Origin of the sequence: Acinetobacter sp. HY1485 (assembly GCF_027568475.1) — a bacterium.
Classification (GTDB): domain Bacteria; phylum Pseudomonadota; class Gammaproteobacteria; order Pseudomonadales; family Moraxellaceae; genus Acinetobacter.
Genome location: NZ_JANKZG010000004.1, coordinates 206,377 through 227,031, shown reverse-complemented (window position 1 = coordinate 227,031; position 20,655 = coordinate 206,377). Strand labels below are relative to the sequence as shown.

Sequence of the window (20,655 nt, the reverse complement as noted above, 5' to 3'; positions counted from 1 at the left end):
GACAAAAAAAATGCCAGCTTAACGCTAGCATTTTTTATCATTAACCTTCAATCCACTTGCCATCTTCAAATAGCAAACTCCACTTGGTTGGTTTGCCGTCTGCTTTTTCTGATCCGACATATTGCGCTTGGTTTTTACGACTAAAGCGTACAATGGTTGGATTACCCTCAGGATCAACATCAGGCGCACCAAGTAAGAACTGAAACTTTGGATCTAGCTGATCTTTGACTGTTCTCAGCTCTGCCACTTTAGGCGCACGCGTTTCGCGGATTTTGGGAAATTTACTTGCTGCCAAAAATAAACCTGCTGCTCCATCACGCAATACAAAAAAGTCATCGTTTTTGGTCGAGCGCAGATGCTCCATTTTAATTGGATCAACACGTGGTGGTGCAGGTTGTCCACTCTTTAAAACTTTACGGGTATTGTTACAGCTTGTGCAGGCAAAATAAGGACCAAAACGCCCTGTTTTTAACTGCATTTCACCATCGCACTTGTCACATGGAATGGTTGGACCATCATAACCCTTAATTTTGAACTCACCTTCTTCAACTTCAAAACCATCACAATCGGGGTTATTACCACATACATGCAATTTACGACCGCCATCAATAATGTAGCTGTCCATTGCTGTGCCACATTTTAAACAACGGCGTTTTGCCATTAAGTCTGCGGTTTCTGCCCCTTCATCATCAGACAATACTGCTAAAGACTCGACAGGCGTTAAATTAAGTGTACCTTTACAACGCTCTTTAGGCGGTAAGTTATAGCCCGAGCAACCTAAAAAGACACCCGTGGTACCTGTGCGAATTTGCATTGGACGGCTACATTCAGGACACGCAACATTTGCAACCTCTACAGGTTGGTTACGACGCATCCCATTTTCGCCTTGTGCATGGGTAAGCCGTTTTTTAAAGTCGCCATAAAAAGTATCTAATAACTCTTTCCAATTACGGTCACCAATTGCAATTTTATCCAGTTGCCCTTCTAAATCTGCTGTAAACGCATAATTCATCAAGTTATTAAAACTTTCATCAAGGCGATCTGTCACAATCTCGCCCATTTTTTCTGCAAATAAACGGCGATTTTCTAACTTCACATAACCACGGTCTTGAATAGTCGAAATAATCGCTGCATAGGTCGATGGTCGCCCAATCCCACGTTTTTCTAATTCTTTTACTAAAGATGCTTCGGTAAAACGTGCAGGTGGTTTGGTAAAGTGTTGGCTTGGGTCTAATTTTTCAAGACTCAGCACATCGCCTACCTTCACCGCAGGCAATAACACATCGTCATCAGACTTGTTTGCACCACGAACTTTGGTAAAACCATCAAAAACGAGCGTACGACCTTTTGCTTTTAACTCTAAATCTTCAATTTTAACAATAAGATTAGAAGACAAATACTGCGCAGGTGTCATTTGACACGCAACAAACTGACGCCAAATTAAATCGTATAGACGCTGTGCATCACGCTCCATTGCACTAAGCTGATCACCCACTAACTCAACATTTGATGGACGAATGGCTTCATGGGCTTCTTGTGCACCTGCTTTATTGCCATAACGATTGGCTGTTTCAGGTAAATACTTATCGCCAAATTCACTTTGGATATGTGTTCGTACCATCTGTAATGCATCATCACTTAAAAACGTAGAATCAGTACGCATATAAGTAATAAAGCCTGCTTCATACAAACGCTGTGCAAGCATCATGGTTTTTTTAACCGAGAAGCCTAAACGTGTACTTGCCGCTTGTTGTAACGTAGAGGTAATGTACGGCGCACTCGGATTAACCTTAGTCGGTTTATCTTCACGCTGTGCAACTTGATAGGCACCTTGTTTAAGGATGTTTAAAACGGCATCGGTTTCGGCTTTATTTTTAAGTTTTAATGCCTTACCTGCACGTTTTACTGCCTCAAAACGAATGGGGTCTTGCCCTGCTTTGGTGTCTGCAAAGACTTGCCAATATTCTTCTGGAATAAAAGCACGAATTTCACGTTCACGCTCTACCACCAATTTTACCGCCACAGATTGCACACGGCCTGCCGATAAACCACGGGCAATTTTTTCCCACAACAATGGCGAGATCATAAAGCCAACCACACGGTCTAAGAAACGACGAGCTTGTTGTGCGTTCACACGGTGAATATCTAAACGGGTTGGATGTTTAAAGGCTTCTTGAATGGCATTTTTGGTAATTTCGTTAAACACTACACGATGATAACGTGAATCATCTCCACCAATCACCTCACGTAAGTGCCACGCAATGGCTTCACCTTCACGGTCTAAATCCGTTGCAAGGTAAATTTCATCTACTTCAGATGCTAATTTTTTAAGCTCATCAACAACTTTTTCTTTACCTGGTAAAATCTCGTAATGCGCTTTCCACGCATGTTCTGGGTCTACCCCCATGCGATTGACCAAGGCTTTTTGCGCTTTTTCTTGTTTTTGTAGATCTGTTAATTTAACACGCGGTGTTGGTGCTTTTTTTTCTGTTGTTTTAGAACCGCCTGTAGGCAAATCACGGACATGCCCCACTGATGAGCGTACAACGTACTGCGAGCCTAAATACTTATTAATTGTTTTCGCTTTGGCAGGCGACTCCACAATCACTAAAGCACGTTTTTTTGCAGTCGATTCAGCGCTTGCTGTGCTGCGCTTAGGAGCATTCGCCATAACGTTATCTGTATCCTATTTTTAAATTTCTGACAAAGAAATTAGGTAAGTTTTCATTTCTTCTAATTGAGTTGCATGCAAATCTGCGTATTCATCCCAATAGACACCAATGCAGTTTGCTTGCATATCAATAGCATAAATTCCCTTTAAGGGCATAGTGTAATGCTGAAATTTTTCATCACCATACACCACCTTTAATTGTTGATCTTCAACCAATGCACGCATCAAAGGCAAACGTGCTTGAGGGAGTAACACACTATAATATGCCACCATACTGGCACGTTTTTCAGTGGCTTTTGGGATTTTCGTCCAATCTGGTGCCACCACTAAACGTGGATGTAACCCAATTTTACGAGCTTGGTCACGCATCATACCCAATGCTTTTTCGCGCGGGCTGATTCTTAAACCCAAAATCGAACCCAACACAAAAATCACAATAATGAGGGCAACCCAAAGTCCCATAATGTTCTCTGTTGATCACTAATATTGGCGTATGCTACTCGAATTTCAAGAAATAACAAATTACAAAAACGAAGCTTTGTGTATTTAGTTAACAATCAAGTTTAAATTTTACAATCGTTTACGCTATGTATCTGATTGTAAATAGCCCTCGACTTATGTCTAATATCGTTATAACTTAAAAACATACTTAAAAAGCGAGAGATAGTAATGACTAAGAAAAACGCTGCACTTCGCGTATATACACGTAACAATTTAGACGAAACAATCAAAACAGAAACACATACTATTTTAAATCAGGTGTTGTCTAACCTCATTGATTTATCTTTAATTACAAAACAAGCGCATTGGAATATGCGTGGTAGTAACTTTATCGCCGTACATGAAATGTTAGATACATTTAGAACGTCTCTGATTGATCATTTAGACAATGTTGCAGAGCGTATTGTACAAATTGGTGGTACAGCATTGGGTACAACGCAAGCGGTCGATAAGCAATCTCAATTGCCTGCATACCCAACAGATATCCATCAAGTACAAGACCATATTGTACAGCTTGCTGATCGTTATGCGATTGTGGCTAACCATCTGCGCGATACTATTGAAGAAATTAAAGAGCCGATCTCTGAAGATATTTTACATGCAGCACTTGAAGATTTAGATCAGTATTTATGGTTCTTAGAAGCCAATATTGAAAAGCAATAATAGTAAAGAGCCAGCGTTAAGCTGGCTTTTTTCTTCTAAGAAATAAAGATACAATTTATCTACAGAAACAATATATTGTATTTTTATGAAAGATTTTCAGGCACTATGTTTTGGTTTAGCCTTAAGTCTCTCTCCAATCACTCTAGCCTCACAAGTCAGTACAGAAAAAGCTGAAACAATATATAATACAGGCGTAGATTATTATAATGGTGAGGGAAAAAATCAGAAAAACCACTCTACAGCCTACGAGTATTTTAATAAAGCTACAAAACTAGGCTACAGTCCCGCTCAAGCGACCATTGGTATCATGTATTATTATGGATACGGCGTAAAACAAGATTATAAAAAAGCATACGAAAACTTTTTAAAAGCAGCAGAAAAAGGAAATTCAGATGGCCAATTGTATGTAGGAAGCATGTATTTAGACGGATATTACGTTAAAAAAAATGAAAATAGTGCCATACAATGGTTTACCAAATCTGCCGAACAAGAAAACTTAAAAGCACAGGAAGCTCTAGCCCGCCTTTTTGTTGAGAAAAATGACTTAATAAATGGTAAAAAATGGCTACTTAAAGCTGTAGAACAAAATTCAGCTGATGCTCAAACAGCTCTAGGCGCAATGTATTACTACGGTATAGGTATGCCACAAGATTTTGCTCAAGCTAAAGACTTATTTTTAAAAGCAGCAAACCAAAACCATCCGCGTGCACAGTATTATTTAGGTGTTATGTATATGGATGGATTGGAAGCTCCCACTGATTATGTCGCTGCTAAAGTGTGGTTAGAAAAATCAGTAGAACAAGAATACTCACCTGCCCAAGTTGCTTTAGGTGAAATGTATGAAAAAGGTCTAGGTGTTTCTCAAAACTATACAAAAGCAGCATCGTTTTATAAACAAGCAGCGGAACAAAACAATAGTGTTGGAGTTTATTCTTTAGGCTGGTTATATTTAACAGGTCACGGTGTAGAAGAAAATGAAGCTTTAGCCTTTAAATATATTAAAATGGCTGCCGAGCAAGACCATTTACCCGCACAAAGTGTCTTAGGTTCTTTATATAAAAATGGCTGGGGTACAAAACAAGATTACGCAGCTGCAATAACATGGTATCAAAAAGCAATTCAAGCAGGTAATACACCAAAAGCTGAATATCAGTTAGGTGAAATGTATTATGAAGGTTTAGGTACTCCTAAAGATATTCCTAAAGCAATTGAGTTATTTACGGCATCAGCAAATCATGGCAATGATGATGCTCAAGTACAACTAGCACTGATGTACTATATGGATACAGATTTACCACAAGATATCCCAAAAGCTCTTGAATGGGGTTTAAAAGCAGCAGAACAAGACAATACAACGGCTCAAGAACTTGTTGCTGATATCTATTTATTCAAATTAGACCCTATTAATTATGAAGAAAGCTTTAAATGGAATCTTATCCTTGCTCAGAAAGATGCCGTTGTAGGTCAAAATAATATAGCTGAATTTTATTTTAATGGACAAGGTACTAAGCAAGACTATCAACAGGCATTTTACTGGGCAAGTAAAGCAGCTCAAAAAGATGTCAGTGAGTCTCAATACTATCTTGGAATGATGTATTACAAAGGCTTAGGTGTTAAAAAAGACCAAAAACTTGGTAAATCATACATTGAAAAAGCTGCTGCTCAAGATTACGAGAAAGCTATTCAACTTTTACCTACTTTAAAATAACTCACTATCAAGGATAGCCACCTGTTTGGCTATCCTTGTATATAATTTTCAATAATCTTCAAATTATACTGAATCTTATTATTTCGATCATTCTGTATCACAATTTTATGCTTTACCAATAAATTATAGCGGTCAATAAGCGTTGTCTCTTTTTCAATATTCATCACGGTTTTAATAGAATTTAAAAGTGTTTTTTGAGTGGCGGGTCTATTGTTTTGGTTAAATAAATATTGGCAATATTGCTGTAAAAAAACTAAATGCGGTTTAGTTTGTGGCACAATTTTTTCTTTTTCTTCAGAAGTTAAAATACCTAACTGTAACACTTGCTTGAGTAACTGATTGGCTTGTGTACGATCTACCTTTGTCCAAGACATAATAGAGTTTAAAAAAGCCTCTTCACTGGTAGGTTTATTATTTACCTTAGCAAGCGTACTCACCAATTTTTCTAAAATGTCGCTTGTTTGGACTGCTTTTTTCTTCACTTCTACTTCAAAGTTTTGTCTTTGTAATAATTCAGCCACATAATCCATGGCATGATCATTTGAGATGATTTCAAAGCTCGTGTCTATCGGCTGATATTGCTGACTCAATTGTCCTGCAATAAACGCCAAGCCAAAATCTGCCGCATCCTTACCCACCGTTGGCATTTTAACCAAATGAAAACGCTGATTTTGAATAAATGGAATAAGCAGATACAATCCATCTAAAGATAAATTTACATTAGACGTGGCATACACCACATAAATTTGCGTATAGGTTTGTAATTTTTCTTCAAGTTGATGAAGTGCATGACCGCAGTTTTCAATATCAATCAGTAAAATTTTATTCATATTCAAAGTACGCTATTTTTCTTTTGAATATAACGTACTTTTTTTCATCACTCTAGTAGTGTGGTGGCTTATCCAAAATCGGATCAAACTGTGCAATGCCCTCTTGCAAATCTGAGGCTTCCACACGGCGATACAACAACTGCATCTGCTTTTGTAAATTTGCAATTTCTTGGTTTTGCTTAGCAATTTGATCATTTAACTGATCAACTAAATCATCTAAAAATGCAATTCGCACTTGCAAATCTTCAATGGGTGCGGAAAATGACGCTTGATCATCATGGTATGGTGGTTTAGTCACTCAACACTCCTCAATCTGAGATTTTAATACTATGGCATATATTACCTTACGGGATGTCCAACTGGCTTTTGGTGGACCTGCCCTACTCGACGGCGCAAACTTTACGCTAGAACGTGGCGAAAGAGTCTGTTTGATCGGTCGTAACGGCGAAGGTAAGTCTACTTTACTTAAACTCATTGAGGGAAGCCTTGTTGCCGACCAAGGTGAAGTTTTAATTCAAAATAGCTTAACCGTGGCAATGCTTGCCCAAGATGTACCGATGGATTCGGGCAAAGTTGCCGATATTGTGGCAGACGGTGCAGGCGAAGCAGCAAGTGTGTTAAAACAATATAATGCCGCAAGCGACGCATGTGTATTGGGTGACATGGATGCGTGTGAACGCATGGGCGATTTACAACACAAGATGGATCAGCTTGATGGCTGGTCACTTGAAAACAAAGTAAATACCATTTTAGGCAAGATGGGCTTAAACCCTGAAGATGATTTAGCGGATCTATCAGGTGGTCGTAAACGCCGTGTTTTACTTGCTCGTGCACTTTTGACACAGCCTGACGTACTTTTACTTGATGAACCAACCAACCATTTAGATGTAGAAAGCATTGAATGGTTAGAAAAATTCTTACTCGAACAAAATAACCTCACACTTTTATTTATCTCACATGACCGTTCATTTGTAGATCGTCTAGCAACACGTATTGTAGAGCTAGACCGTGGCACATTGCGTAGTTTTGATGGCAACTATTCACGCTATTTAGAACTTAAAGCACAGCAAATGGAAGCAGAAGAAAAACAAAACGCACTATTTGACAAAAAACTTGCAGAAGAAGAAGCATGGATTCGTCAAGGTATTAAAGCCCGCCGTACTCGTAACGAAGGACGTGTACGTGCCCTAAAAGACTTACGTGAGGCATCAAAAGCCCGTCGTTCACAACAAGGCAAAGTAAACATGGGCGTGCAAGAAGCACAACGCTCAGGCAAATTGGTCTTTGAAATTGAAAACCTAAACGTAAGTTATGGCGATACCCCAATCATTAAAGATTTCTCTGCAATGGTGATGCGTGGTGACCGTATTGGTTTAGTAGGCGATAACGGTGTAGGTAAAACGACACTGATTAAAGCCATTTTGGGTAACCTTGAACACACGGGTAAGGTTAAAACAGGTACACAGCTAGAAGTGGCTTATTTTGATCAGCTACGTAACCAACTTGACCTAGAAAATACCGTTGCCAACAACGTATCAGAGGGCTCTGACTTTGTTGATGTGAATGGTCAACGCCGTCATATTTATAGCTACTTGCAAGACTTCTTGTTCTCACCTGAACGTGCACGTACACCTGTTAAAGCACTCTCAGGTGGTGAGCGTAACCGTATCTTATTAGCTAAGCTTCTTCTTAAACCATCTAACCTAATTGTGATGGATGAGCCAACCAATGACCTAGATATGGTAACACTTGAGCTATTAGAAGAAATGCTCGGTGAATACAAAGGGACATTGTTACTTATCAGCCATGACCGTGCCTTTATGGACAATGTGGTAACATCAACTTGGGTATTTGATGGTAAAGGTGACGTACAAGAATATATTGGTGGTTACCAAGATTACCTTGTACAACGCGATGCGATTGCTGCACTCAAAAAAGAGTCTAAAGCTGCTTCATCAACACCCAAATCAACTGCAAAACCTGCAAACACGCCAAAAGTAAAACTTAGCTATAAAGATCAGCGCGAGCTTGATCAATTGCCAAAAGAAATTGAGGCATTAGAAGCTGAACAAACTGAGCTGACAGACCAACTTGCAGATGGTTCTTGGTTTTTAAAAGATGCTGATGCTGCAACGCAAGCAAGTCAGCGCCTTTCAGAAATTGAAGAGACATTGCTTGAAAAATTAGAGCGTTGGGACGAGTTAGAAAACTCTACTAAAGGTTAAAAAAATAAAGCCATACATGATGTATGGCTTTTTTATGAGAATTTTATAAAAAATGATTTCTTTTATATGGCTTATTCAAATACTTATTTATATATGTCTACCTGTTTTTTTATTTTGGGGATTATTAAAGTTACAAAGAACAGAAGTATTCAAAGCTTATTTATTGTTTAGCTTACCTGTTGCTACTGCTACTTTTTTTATATTTTTTCTTGATGTAATGGGCATGCAAAATGACCCAGGTCCTGAAATTTTTGGATTAGCAATATTTATGTTTGTTGCTCCTATTTATTTCATCCAGCTTTATTTAATTTACTTTGCAATTTTTTTTAGTCTAGTCTATATCATCAATCAAATTAAAAAATGGAAACCTGAATACGGTTTATATCTAATAACCTTTATTTCTAATATTATTTTTCAATATATTTGGTGGAAATATTTTTATACTTCTATTTCACTTCCTCGCAGAATCATCGGATGGAATGTTATTACAATTGTTTTCCCATGGTTACCTGTATTAGGTGCTTTATTTTGGACAAAAAGAAAAGGGGTTTAAGCCCCTCTTTCAATATTCAAAAATTGTTCTGCTGTTATAATATGTGCAAAGTTTTGTAATGCAGACAAATAGGCAATTTGTACATCTTGAGCTTGTTATATCGTAGTGGCTTGTTTTTCTAGCCATCAACTTAATTTATTTTTAGAAGAGATTGAACCTTTTGCAACTTATACAGTGGAAACGGTAATCAAACAAATTAAACCATGAAAAATCAAGTATCGCTGTTCTCATATTATGGCTATTTTAGCTTTCCATTTGCACTAATAACATGTGGTGTTTTTTTTATTGATGCAGTTAATCCACAAAGTGACCCTGGTCCTGGTTTTCTTGGATTTGCAATATTTTTTTTAGTTATGCCATTTTATTTTTTATCAGCATACTCTTTGTATTTGTTTATTTTTTTCGTTTTGGTTTACTTTACAAATAAAGTATTAAAATGGAAGCTCGAATATGGTTTATATTTTGTTACCTCTGTATTCATCATTATTTTTCAGTCTATTTGGTGGACAAAATTTTATACAGAGATATCTCTTCCAAGAAGAATAATCGGATGGAATATTATTACCATTATTTTTCCGTGGTTACCTGTCATTGGTGCTGTCTGGTTAGGAAAAAGAAAGTTTTCATAATAAAAAGAGGTACCGAAGTACCTCTTTACTTTTAACTATTTAATCTTCAAAGCATTTTTCATAATAAAGAACATATCAGTCTGGTCTAGTAAACCTGATACTTGCTCTGCCCCTGGTCCGTATGCTGCTGTACGTACTTGCGAACCTGTATGCTCTTGGCTAGAACCTGTTGATGTCGCATAGTTCACTACCATTGGTGAATTATCTTGCGTCAGTAAACGTGCCGTTTTACCTGGGCTTGGGCTATCGGTTGGAATAATTTGGCTTGCATGTGCATGGTCACCTGTCACAATAATTAACGTATCAGGATGTGTTTTCGCAAATGCCAAACCTGCTTGAATGGCTTCATCAAATGCAACCGTTTCACCAATTTGCCCACATGGATTGGCTAAATGGTTTTGTTTATCAATCGAGCCACTTTCCACCTGCAAGAAAAAACCTTTTTTATTCTGTTCCAATAAACTGATTGCTTTTTCCGTCATCGTTTTTAAAGATGGTGTAGATGCAGTCATTTCAGGGTTATTCTGACAACGTTGTGCTGCCATTTCTGAACCTCCTTGTACTGCTTGTGGACCTGTCCAACGTACAGGCAAATTACCTTGTGCAAATAAGCCTAATAGAGGTTTGTTTTGATTGGCTTGTGTGATGCTATCCAATCCTTGGCGATCCGTCACAACTTGATAGCCCTTATCTTGTGCCTGTGCAAGTAACGTTTGCCCTTTATATTTCCCTGCGCGTGCAGTTTCTTCAAAAGAAGCATAGCCACCACCCAATGTCACATCAGGTCGTGCATCCAATAATTGCTCACTAATTGAACCTAAACCATTATTTTCAAGTGCTTCATTTGGACATAATTTGGCTGTCGATGAAGGTGAATAACATTTACGATGGCTCACATGTGCCACTAATGCTGCAGGCGTTGCATCTTGGATTTCTGTTGTCGTGACATCCCCTGTTGCATAACCTGCTTTTTTAGCTAGTGCTAAAATAGACTCGCGTGGTTTTTGTTGTAAATCTACGCCAATAGCACCGTTATAGGTTTTAATTCCTGTTGCCCATGCAGATGCAGATGCGGCTGAATCAGTTACATAATCAATGGTACGGTCTTTATTAATCGAATATGTGGTGTAGCTTCCTGTATGTGGTAATGCATCGATGCCTTTAAAATAACCTGATGCACCCTCTACATAATTTCGTGCAATTGTAATTTCTGAATCACTTGTTCCATCGCCAATAAATAAAATTACATGTTTTACAGCAGGTGCATGCTCATTTTTTAGACGTGTTGCACCGCCAAACTGACGAATATCGCCTTTTACAGAGGCATCAATCAACGGGTGTTTTGGTGTAGTTGTCGTGGTACATGCAGCAAGTAATGAAATAAGGGCAGGTAAAAGTAATTTTTTCACGAACAAGAAGCTCCATCTTTTTTATATTGGGAGCTAACTTAGTTGGTAATTGTTACAGTTTTGTTGATGTCATAAAAGTTTCATATAAAACATGGGGTGCAAGTAGATGATCTTGCGCTAATTTGGGATGTAAAAATGTCTTTACATATCGCATATTTAATCGTTTCATCAAATTTTGTGAAGGAATATTGATAACGGCAGTCAATGCCATCATTTTGTTGGGATGCATATAAGACAGTACACAGTCTGCCGCCTCAGTGGCATAGCCATTCTCCCAAAAATTTAAATCAAAATACCATAAGTTAAGTAAGGTGCAACGATTTCACTTTGATTAAGCCCAATGAATTGTAGTGTTTTTAAATGAATAACTGCCTATATCACAGAGTATTGTTTTAACTGTTTAAAAAAAGCAATACTTTCTTGCTTATTAAGCCAATTTGGAAAGAATTGCATTACGTTTGGATTAGCATTTAATGCAATAAATTCAAGTCGATCAGTTTTCATTTTCCACTAAACGAATATTTGCTTGCTCTTGCTGAGATGAACTTAAACTACGAGTACGGTAGATTTGATAATTTTCATCGTTAAAACATACAAAAATAACCTCTTGTAAATTTTCAGATGTTTTTAAAAAATCAACTACTGTTTCAAGTGCAATTTCTGCTGCACGTACTTTAGGAAAATTATAAGCACCCGTTGAAATATTCGGAAATGCCATCGTTTCTAACTTTAAAGATTCGGCAAGTTGTAAGCTGTGTTCATAAGCACTTTTTAATAATTCTTCTTCATTGTGCGTACCACCTTGCCAAACAGGACCTACCGTATGAATCACATAGGTAGAGGGCATATTACCTGCTGTAGTGACAACAGCATCACCAACAGGGCACTCACCTTGTTTTTCACGAATACGTTTGCATGCTTCTAAAATTGACTGTCCGCCTTTGGCATGAATTGCACCATCTACACCACTACCACCTAATAAAGACGTGTTTGCTGCATTTACAATCGCATCCACGGTTTGCTCTGTAATATCTCCTTTTATAATCTGAATACTTTTCATAAATTACCCCAAACCTTCAATCAAATTTTGCGTATATTACTGCACATTGTCAGTAAAATGCATGATTTATGTATTATATGCCCAAGTTTTGCAAAACGATATGGATAAGTTTGTGTTCAGTTTGTTATCGAAAAATGGGTTTTAATGCTAAAATTTTCATCTTACTTGTTCAATTTATACACTCATGTCTAACAAGAACGCCTATCAATCTGGCAAATTTTATTGGTCTTTTCTACTCCCTCAATACTGGCTCACTTGGTTAAGTATTATTAGCTTAATGCTTCTTGCTGTTTTACCTTGGGCAATACAACGGCGTGTCGCACATGTGTTGGCAAATATTGCATGGAAGTTTTTAAAGTCGCGCAAAAAAACGACTTTACGTAATTTAGAAGTGTGTTTTCCTGAATGGTCAGAGCAAGAACGCTTGAAGCAAGCCAAACAAGTGTTTGTTGATATGATGCTTGGTACATTTGAAACCTTAAACGCATGGTATTGCCCTGATTGGTTTAATGGACGTGTTACCATTGAAGGCTTAGAACATATTCAAAACGCACAAGCACAAGGGCAAGGTGTTTTGTTACTCGGCACACACAGTACCCTACTTGATGCAGGTGGTTATATTTGTGCCAAATATTTTGAACCTGATGTGGTTTATCGTCCACAGAATAACCCTTTACTTGATATGCTGATTTACCGTTGTCGCAGTACAATTTATAAAGCACAAGTTGACCATGATGATATGCGTGGATTGATTCGCCACTTAAAAAATGGTGATGCCATTTGGTATAGTCCAGATCAAGATTTTGGACTTAAACAAGGCGTGATGGCACCTTTTTTTAATATTCCTGCTGCAACTGTCACCGCACATCGCCGTTTACTTAAAATCTCAAAAGCTGCCGCAGTCCCGCTTTATTTTTATAGATATGGCACAGAAAAGAATCCGAAATACAAAATTTTAATTGAACCTGCACTCAACAATATGCCATCAGATAACGAACTTGATGATGCAACACGTACCAATAAAATTATTGAACAACAATTACGCATTGCGCCAAGTCAATATATGTGGTTTCACCGTCGCTTTAAAACTCGCCCCGATGGATTTGAGCGTATTTACTAGGATTTTACCATGAAAACTGAACTCAACAGTGGTAGCGTGGCACGTTAGAAATTGCACGTGCCTTAGTTGCACAAGGATATCAATCTATTGTGGTGTCTAACGGTGGGCGTTTAGTCCCTGAATTAGAAGCTGAATGTACACAGCACTTAACCTTACCCGTGCATAAAAAATCGTTGGCAAGTTTGTGGCAAATTCGCCCATTACGCCAACTTATTTTAAAACATCAACCTGATGTGATTCATGTTCGCTCGCGTGTTCCTGCATGGTTAACGCACTTTGCTTTAAAAGGCATCGCTCATCCACCTCATCTTGTCAGTACCGTACATGGGTTTTATTCAGTTAATCGTTATAGTGCGATTATGACGCGTGCAGAAAAAGTGATTGCGGTCTCTGATAGCGTGGTTGACTATATCCATCAAAACTACCCGCAATGTCCGCCAAAAGATATTATTAGAATTTATCGTGGTATTGATCCCACTGCATTTCCTCATGGTTATCAACCTTCTGCACAATGGCTTAATCAAGTTTTTAGTGATTTCCCACAATTAGAAGATAAAATTATTGTGTGCTTACCTGGACGCATCACACGCTTAAAAGGACACGAAACACTCATTAAGCTGATGACACAACTTAAACAACATTATCCAAATGTTCATGCTGTGGTTGTAGGGGGTGCAGACTCTAAAAAACAAGCCTATTTAAGCGAACTCGAACAGACCATTCAAACTAAAAATTTAGTCGATCAAATTACATTTGTGGGGCATCGATCAGATATTCGTGAATGGTTGGCGTTTAGCAACATTGTATTGTCTTTATCTAACCAAGCCGAAACTTTTGGACGCACCGCTTTAGAAGCACTGTCTGTAGGTACGCCTGTAATTGGTTGGAAACGCGGTGGTGTTGCAGAAATATTGGATCAGCTTTATCCAGAAGGGTTAGTTGAAATTGATAATGAAACTCAACTTTTAAATACGCTGACACAACATATTCAAAATTTGCCTCATGTTACACCTGTACATACTTTTAGTTTAGAAGATATGTGTCAAAACACTATTAATGTCAAAAAATAATTAAACCCGAGCTAACGTCCTGTTAGACTCGGGCTAATTTGAGGTTGTGTTTTCAATTTTTTTGTTTTAGTGAACTCCGTTCTAAGCATCTTTTCCATGATGCAAACTCCATCAGCTTATGTCTTCCATAAGTGGGACTCTCCATTCCCGCTTCCATTTGCTGATGTGTTTAGAATAGGCCTTTTGATTTTCTGAAAAAAGTCGTCATCTACGGTTTTTAATGTAAGCATTTACTTACAGCAAAAAAACTCGAATTGTTGCTTGCAGTTAAAAGCACTTTTGGTACACTGAAAAATCGTCTAATTTTTTAACATAGCACCGAGGCAAAGCGACAATGAAAGTAGGTCTGGTCGGTTGGCGTGGAATGGTAGGTTCCGTTCTTATGCAACGTATGGTAGAAGAAAATGATTTTGCTCACATCGAGCCATTTTATTTTTCTACCAGTAACGCAGGTGGTGAAGCGCCTGCATTTGGCGGTAAAACTGCCCCAGCACTTATGGATGCAACAGACATTAATAGTCTGAAGCAGATGGATGTCATTATTACCTGCCAAGGTGGCGATTACACCTCTGCTGTTTATAGCAAGCTTAAACAAACAGGTTGGGCAGGCTATTGGATTGATGCTGCATCAACACTACGTATGACAGATGACGCGGTGATTGTACTTGATCCTGTAAACGCAGATGTGATTCAAAATGCCCTTGTAAATGGCACTAAAACCTTCACAGGTGGTAACTGTACAGTATCGTTGATGCTAATGGGACTAGGTGGTTTATTCAAACACAATCTTGTGGAATGGATGAGCGCAATGACCTATCAAGCAGCTTCAGGTTCTGGTGCGCAAAACATGCGTGAATTATTATCAGGTATGGGCTACTTATACAATAATACCCAAGACCTATTAAATGACCCTAAATCTGCAATTTTAGACATTGATCGTCAAGTTGCAGCATTACAACGTGGCGACCAATTTCCAAAAGAACATTTTGGCGTACCACTTGCAGGCTCTTTGATTCCATACATCGATAAACAACTTGAAAATGGGCAGTCTAAAGAAGAGTGGAAAGGACAAGCAGAAACAAATAAAATTTTAGATCGTTCACATATCATTCCAATTGATGGACATTGTGTACGTATTGGTGCAATGCGTTGTCATTCTCAAGCGCTTACCATTAAACTACGTAAAGATGTACCACTGAATGAAATTGAGGATATTATTCGTCAATCAAATGAGTGGGCAAAAGTAGTGCCTAACACGCGTGAAGCCTCTATGAATGAGCTGACACCTGTGGCAGTGACAGGAACACTATCTGTACCTGTGGGTCGTTTACGTAAAATGAATATGGGTAAAGAATACCTTGGTGCATTTACCGTAGGCGATCAACTTTTATGGGGTGCAGCAGAACCATTACGCCGTATGCTCCGTATTTTAATTGATTATAAAGCTTAATTTATAGCCAATTAAAGAAAGTCGACCTCGTCTGGTCGGCTTTTTTGTATAATCATTTTACAATTGATGATCATATCGCTACATTATAGCTGGGGAATCTTTTTTTGTTTTTTTAAGTTAGTAAGAATGATTACATATAATAAACTTTCTGCAGCTTTATTGTTGTTGTGTGCATCTCAATGGGGCAATGCTCTTACTTTTAGTCAGCCTGATATTCAATCTGCCCAAGATCAACTTCTCTATGTAGAAATACCATATAGCGGTGCGAGTAATAATGCGACTCTCTCTGCTAACACTGCAAGTGATGATGAGCTAGTTCAAATTGGCGTTTCACCTTCTCGCAATTTAGGTGAACTGAATTTTTTTGTGCGAAAAACAGATGACCAAAGTGGTGTAATCGTTGTTACTTCCTCACGCCCTATCATAGAAAAAAATATTAATCTTGTTTTAAAAATTCAAGATGGTGATGCTGTACATTTACAACAAATTCATCAGTCGCTATCTACAACAGTACCAACATATAAAGTAAAAGTTCATCAGGATGAACAGCCCCTGATACCACAAAAAATTAATGAAGAAAAAGAAATTGCACTAAATTTACCTCAAAGTCAGCAATACAATACACTATCAGCAACATCAGCAACATCAGCAACATCAGCAACATCAGCAACATCAGCAACATCAGCAACATCAGCAACATCAGCAACATCAGCAACATCAGCAACATCAGCAACATCAGCAACATCAGCAACAAATCATAAAGAAAAAACCAAAGCTGTCAAAAAAGTTACTGAAAAAGCGATGTTAAATCATTACATTGTCAAAAACCAAGATTCTTTATGGTCAATTGCATCTAGAATTTCTGAACAGACGCGTCGTCCATTCGCACAGGTTATGCGTGAATTAAAAGACCTCAACCAACATGCCTTTGTTGATGGAAACGTGAATCGCTTACGACAAGGTGTTACACTAAATACAAATCTTACTCAAGCACCTGCTGCAAAACCTAAACTATCTAAGGTAAAGGGACCGCATGCACAAACTACTAAATATCGTCTTAATCAAGCAGAAATGACGCTTGTAGGAGGTAAAAATGATAAAAGTGGTATTGCATCTTCTGAACTTTCTAAGAAACTAGGACATGCACAGCAAAATACCGTAACACTTCAAAAAAATGTTACAGACCTTGATCAAAATTTAAAGCAAAAAGAGCTTAAAATTGAGCTACTTAATTCTAAACTTGCTCGCCTTCAGCAAAAACTGAAAGAGCAAAATAGTAAAAAGAAACCGCTTTAACCTATTTCACGTTTGTTCCTTGTCAACACAACACAGGATTAAAATATGTTGCTCTACATTCTTCCCTTTGTTCTCTTGTTAGTCGTAGCAGTGATTCTCAAAAAACGTGAATCTAGCAAAACCGATGAACAGCCTAAAAAAACAGCCAAAAAAACTGTTGCAACTAAGACAACTAAAAAGGCAACAAAACCTGTATCTGAGCAACCTAAAAAAGAAGTTGTTGTTGAAAGCAAAGAAATTGAACCTGCTTTACGTCGTCAGATTGAGAACCTCATTCAACAACAAAACTTCTCTGCTGCAGAAGCGTTGATTAACCAAGCATTAAACGAAAATAATAAACAACATGATTTATACTTTTTGCTATTAGATATTCATCAACAACAAAATGATGAGTTTGCAATTAATCAATTACTTAATCATCTTAAAGCACTGCAACTACATGATATTAAATTAGAACTTGAACAAAAAATTAAAGAAAAAGAACGTAAAGCACCAAGTGATGGTATTCAATATACGCCTGTCCAACTAAATGAGTTAAAGCAAGAAGAATCAAAACCAACGCCTAAATCATCTGATAACAATGCATTTGATCAACTAAAGTCAAATCGTGATGATGCATTTAATTCAATTTTAGAAGAATCTAAAATTGAGCAAAATTCCAATAGCTTAGATTTTGGGAAAGAGCAAAAATCAATCTCTACACCTGAAATACCAAAAGAAGAAAAGAAAACTGACGATACACACGAATTAGATTTTAGCTTTTCGCCTGAATCAAAAGCGGAACAGCCTGAAGAAGAGAAAAAGCCTGATGATACCCATGAACTAGACTTTAATTTCTCACCTGAGCCAAAAGCGGAACAGCCTAAAGAAGAGAAAAAGCCTGATGATGCTCATGAACTAGACTTTAATTTCTCGCCTGAGCCAAAAGCGGAACAGCCTAAAGAAGAGAAAAAGCCTGATGATACCCATGAACTAGACTTTAGCTTCGCGCCTGAACCAAAAGCGGAACAGCCTAAAGAAGAGAAAAAGCCTGATGATCCTCACGAATTAGACTTTAGCTTCGCGCCTGAACCAAAAGCAGAACAACCTAAAGAAGAGAAAAAGCCTGATGATGCTCACGAATTAGACTTTAGCTTCTCGCCTGAACCAAAAGCGGAACAACCCAAAGAAGAGAAAAAGCCTGATGATGTTCATGAACTAGACTTTAGCTTCGCGCCTGAACCAAAAGCAGAACAGCCTAAAGAAGAGAAAAAAGCTGACGATACGCACGAATTAGATTTTAGCTTTTCGCCTGAACCAAAAGCGGAACAGCCTAAAGAAGAGAAAAAAGCTGACAGTACACATGAATTAGATTTTAGCTTATCAACTGAGCCTGAAGTAGAAAAAGCTTCAGATCCACTTTTAAACGAATTCCCTGAATTAAAAAATCTAAATGAACACGAACTTGATTTGGACCTTGCAGAACAATACATTAAACTTGGTGCTAGTGAATCTGCTAAAGTGCTTTTAACTCAAACGAGTTTTAATGAACAACAACAAAATCGTGCAAAAAACTTGCTGAATAAAATAGCATCTTAAGTCATATCGTTTTAACATAAGCAGTCACATTTGGCTGCTTTTTTTATTATGTCTAATATTGCTTTAATTTATATGGGTGGTACATTTGGCTGCGTTGGCGAGCCTTTAAGCCCAATGCCCGAACATCAATTTTTACCGCATTTAAACTCAGATACATGTGATTGTTTTGCAGCCCCTAGCATTAAAGACAGTAGCTCATATACCGCCACAGATTGGCTTCAGCTCGTTCAATTTATTCAAGAAAAACAAAAAGATTACGATGACTTTATTGTCATTCATGGTACAGATACTTTAAGTTATGCCAGTGCCGTACTTGCACGCTTTTTAGCACAATCTTGTCGTGTCATTATTACAGGTAGCCAATATCCACTCCTCAACACGCAAGGTACTGCTGTCCGCGATTTTACAGATGCACAAGACAACCTTAATTTTGCAATACAACAAATTAAACAGATCAATAAAGGTGTTTACTTAGCATTTCACCAACAGCTCTTTCATGGGCGTACAGCACTCAAAGTACACACCACAGAGCTTGATGCATTTTCAGGTCTAAGTACTCAAGAAATCATCGCGTTTGATCAAACGCAGACTATTACAGATCATGATATTGCCCGTAGTAAATCATTAAATATTGCTAATTTAATGATGCAACCGATCGGCTTAGAACAATTAGAACAAAATCTGAATGCTTTTATTACTGCACCGCCACACTTCCTCATATTACAAGGATTTGGTACAGGCAATTTAGTGACCAACACAGCAATCACTCACATTTTGCAACAGCTTAAACATCATAATTGTTTGCCTATTTTAACCACTCAAGTGACATTTGGCGGTATCGATCAACGTTATGCTGTGAGTGCATGGGTAAAAGATGCACAAATTATCACAACAGATACGCTTGGACATGCTGATTTATATGCCAAAATTTTACAATTATATTTACAATACGAACATGCCGAACAATGGTATACCCATTGGTCTGATTTTGTTTAATTTGAGGTGAGTATGCAACGCTACGCTGTTGGGATTGAGTTTTGTGGAACAAATTATCGAGGATGGCAAACTCAACAAGCGGGTGTGGTCAGTGTACAAGAAACTTTAGAGACCATTTTAAGTAAAGTTGCCAATCATCGTGTTGACTTGCATGGCGCAGGACGTACCGATGCAGGTGTACATGCAACCAATATGGTGGCACATTTTGATAGCGACGCAGAGCGTACAGACCGTGGTTGGTTGATGGGCTGTAACAGCCAACTGCCCTCTGATATTTCAATACAGTGGATTAAACGTATGGATGATGATTTTCATGCACGTTTTAAAGCCACAGCTAGGCGCTATCGCTATGTAATCTATAACGCGCCTGCTCGCCCTGCATTATTACACAAACAAGTAACGCATATTTACCACTCACTTGATATTCTTAAGATGCAACAAGCCGCTAAAAAATTTGAAGGCACACATAACTTTGAAAGTTTCCGAGCGGCAGCATGTCAATCCAATCAACCTGTCCGTACTGTTAGTCATTGTACGCTCACTCAACATGGTGCTTTTTTAATTCTAGATATTCAGGCTGATGGTTTTTTACACCATATGGTGCGTAATATTGTGGGCTGTCTGTTAGAAGTGGGACAAGCAAAATACGATGTCGAGCATATTGATGCTATTTTTGCAGCACAAGACCGTAAAGCCGCAGGCGTTACAGCACCTGCAGATGGGCTTTACTTTATTCAAGCCTATTACCCAACACAATTTGATTTACCCCAAATTATGCTAGGTCCACAATGGCTCAATTGGCCAAACTAAACAACTGACTGCTATATTTGAAAACAGTTGAACCTAGCCGTTATCTTGTTTTTCTAGTTTGTTCTGTATATAATTTGCACCTTCTG

The 20,655-nt window shown here is 38.1% G+C and carries 18 protein-coding genes and 2 pseudogenes; 12 read left to right on the top strand and 8 right to left on the bottom strand.

Features of this window, described 5'->3' with window-relative positions; genetic code table 11:
- Positions 1-40: 40 nt before the first annotated feature.
- Together topA and PCI70_RS06345 are read right to left on the bottom strand one after the other, a co-directional pair.
- Positions 41-2,671 carry a type I DNA topoisomerase gene (topA, locus tag PCI70_RS06350; RefSeq protein WP_269914496.1) on the bottom strand — a complete coding sequence of 877 codons (2,631 nt, stop codon included), beginning with the start codon at positions 2,669-2,671 and terminating at the stop codon, positions 41-43.
- 21 nt (positions 2,672-2,692) lie between these two features.
- Positions 2,693-3,133 (bottom strand): ammonium transporter, encoded by a 441-nt coding sequence (locus tag PCI70_RS06345; RefSeq protein ID WP_269914495.1) that lies wholly within the window; start codon positions 3,131-3,133, stop codon positions 2,693-2,695.
- Between the two features lie 207 nt (positions 3,134-3,340).
- On the opposite strand from PCI70_RS06345, the gene dps reads away from it, so the two are divergent.
- Positions 3,341-3,835, top strand: a complete 495-nt coding sequence (dps, locus tag PCI70_RS06340) for a DNA starvation/stationary phase protection protein Dps (RefSeq protein WP_269914494.1) — start codon at positions 3,341-3,343, stop codon at positions 3,833-3,835.
- 85 nt (positions 3,836-3,920) lie between these two features.
- Positions 3,921-5,543 carry an SEL1-like repeat protein gene (locus PCI70_RS06335; protein WP_269914493.1) on the top strand — a complete coding sequence of 541 codons (1,623 nt, stop codon included), beginning with the start codon at positions 3,921-3,923 and terminating at the stop codon, positions 5,541-5,543.
- A 29-nt stretch (positions 5,544-5,572) separates the two neighbouring features.
- On the opposite strand, the gene PCI70_RS06330 is transcribed toward PCI70_RS06335, so the two are convergent.
- The gene (locus PCI70_RS06330) at positions 5,573-6,373 is read right to left on the bottom strand and encodes a PIN domain-containing protein (RefSeq protein ID WP_269914492.1); all 801 of its coding nucleotides are present in this window, start codon (positions 6,371-6,373) and stop codon (positions 5,573-5,575) included.
- A gap of 52 nt (positions 6,374-6,425) precedes the next feature.
- On the bottom strand, positions 6,426-6,671 hold the full coding sequence (locus tag PCI70_RS06325; RefSeq protein WP_269914491.1) for a SlyX family protein: 246 nt from the start codon (positions 6,669-6,671) through the stop codon (positions 6,426-6,428).
- Between the two features lie 31 nt (positions 6,672-6,702).
- Here PCI70_RS06325 and PCI70_RS06320 point away from each other — a divergent pair, with 31 nt between their 5' ends.
- From PCI70_RS06320 to PCI70_RS06310, 3 genes are all read left to right on the top strand, one after another.
- Positions 6,703-8,598 carry an ATP-binding cassette domain-containing protein gene (locus tag PCI70_RS06320; protein ID WP_269914490.1) on the top strand — a complete coding sequence of 632 codons (1,896 nt, stop codon included), beginning with the start codon at positions 6,703-6,705 and terminating at the stop codon, positions 8,596-8,598.
- Positions 8,599-8,650: 52 nt separating this feature from the next.
- Entirely contained in the window at positions 8,651-9,151 is a 501-nt protein-coding gene (locus PCI70_RS06315; RefSeq protein WP_269914489.1) for a hypothetical protein, read from the top strand.
- Positions 9,152-9,354: 203 nt separating this feature from the next.
- A complete protein-coding gene (locus PCI70_RS06310; protein ID WP_269914488.1) occupies positions 9,355-9,780 on the top strand; it encodes a hypothetical protein in 426 nt (141 codons plus the stop codon).
- 35 nt (positions 9,781-9,815) lie between these two features.
- On the opposite strand, the gene phoA is transcribed toward PCI70_RS06310, so the two are convergent.
- The 4 genes and pseudogenes from phoA to PCI70_RS06290 all read right to left on the bottom strand — a co-directional run bounded on the left by phoA (position 9,816) and on the right by PCI70_RS06290 (position 12,249).
- A complete protein-coding gene (phoA, locus tag PCI70_RS06305; RefSeq protein WP_269914487.1) occupies positions 9,816-11,195 on the bottom strand; it encodes an alkaline phosphatase in 1,380 nt (459 codons plus the stop codon).
- A gap of 46 nt (positions 11,196-11,241) precedes the next feature.
- A pseudogene (locus PCI70_RS06300) lies at positions 11,242-11,475 on the bottom strand (GNAT family N-acetyltransferase); the annotation flags it as partial.
- Between the two features lie 86 nt (positions 11,476-11,561).
- Positions 11,562-11,693: a hypothetical protein gene (locus tag PCI70_RS06295; protein ID WP_269914486.1), complete on the bottom strand. Its 132-nt coding sequence runs from the start codon at positions 11,691-11,693 to the stop codon at positions 11,562-11,564.
- On the bottom strand, positions 11,683-12,249 hold the full coding sequence (locus PCI70_RS06290) for an O-acetyl-ADP-ribose deacetylase (RefSeq protein ID WP_269914485.1): 567 nt from the start codon (positions 12,247-12,249) through the stop codon (positions 11,683-11,685). Before PCI70_RS06290 ends, PCI70_RS06295 begins: the two co-directional genes overlap by 11 nt.
- 184 nt (positions 12,250-12,433) lie before the next feature.
- Between PCI70_RS06290 and PCI70_RS06285 the strand changes: the two genes are divergently transcribed.
- From PCI70_RS06285 to truA, 7 genes and pseudogenes are all read left to right on the top strand, one after another.
- A complete protein-coding gene (locus PCI70_RS06285) occupies positions 12,434-13,369 on the top strand; it encodes an LpxL/LpxP family acyltransferase (RefSeq protein WP_269914484.1) in 936 nt (311 codons plus the stop codon).
- A gap of 35 nt (positions 13,370-13,404) precedes the next feature.
- Positions 13,405-14,439, top strand: a pseudogene (locus PCI70_RS06280) (glycosyltransferase); the annotation flags it as partial.
- A 334-nt stretch (positions 14,440-14,773) separates the two neighbouring features.
- Positions 14,774-15,889 (top strand): aspartate-semialdehyde dehydrogenase, encoded by a 1,116-nt coding sequence (asd, locus tag PCI70_RS06275; RefSeq protein WP_269914483.1) that lies wholly within the window; start codon positions 14,774-14,776, stop codon positions 15,887-15,889.
- A 126-nt stretch (positions 15,890-16,015) separates the two neighbouring features.
- A complete protein-coding gene (locus PCI70_RS06270; protein WP_269914482.1) occupies positions 16,016-17,185 on the top strand; it encodes a FimV/HubP-related protein in 1,170 nt (389 codons plus the stop codon).
- 45 nt (positions 17,186-17,230) lie between these two features.
- On the top strand, positions 17,231-18,763 hold the full coding sequence (locus PCI70_RS06265) for a hypothetical protein (RefSeq protein WP_269914481.1): 1,533 nt from the start codon (positions 17,231-17,233) through the stop codon (positions 18,761-18,763).
- Positions 18,764-18,811: 48 nt separating this feature from the next.
- Positions 18,812-19,759, top strand: coding sequence for an asparaginase (locus tag PCI70_RS06260; protein WP_269914480.1), 948 nt, complete (start codon positions 18,812-18,814; stop codon positions 19,757-19,759).
- A gap of 12 nt (positions 19,760-19,771) precedes the next feature.
- Positions 19,772-20,569, top strand: coding sequence for a tRNA pseudouridine(38-40) synthase TruA (gene truA / locus PCI70_RS06255; protein ID WP_269914479.1), 798 nt, complete (start codon positions 19,772-19,774; stop codon positions 20,567-20,569).
- Positions 20,570-20,655 lie beyond the last annotated feature (86 nt).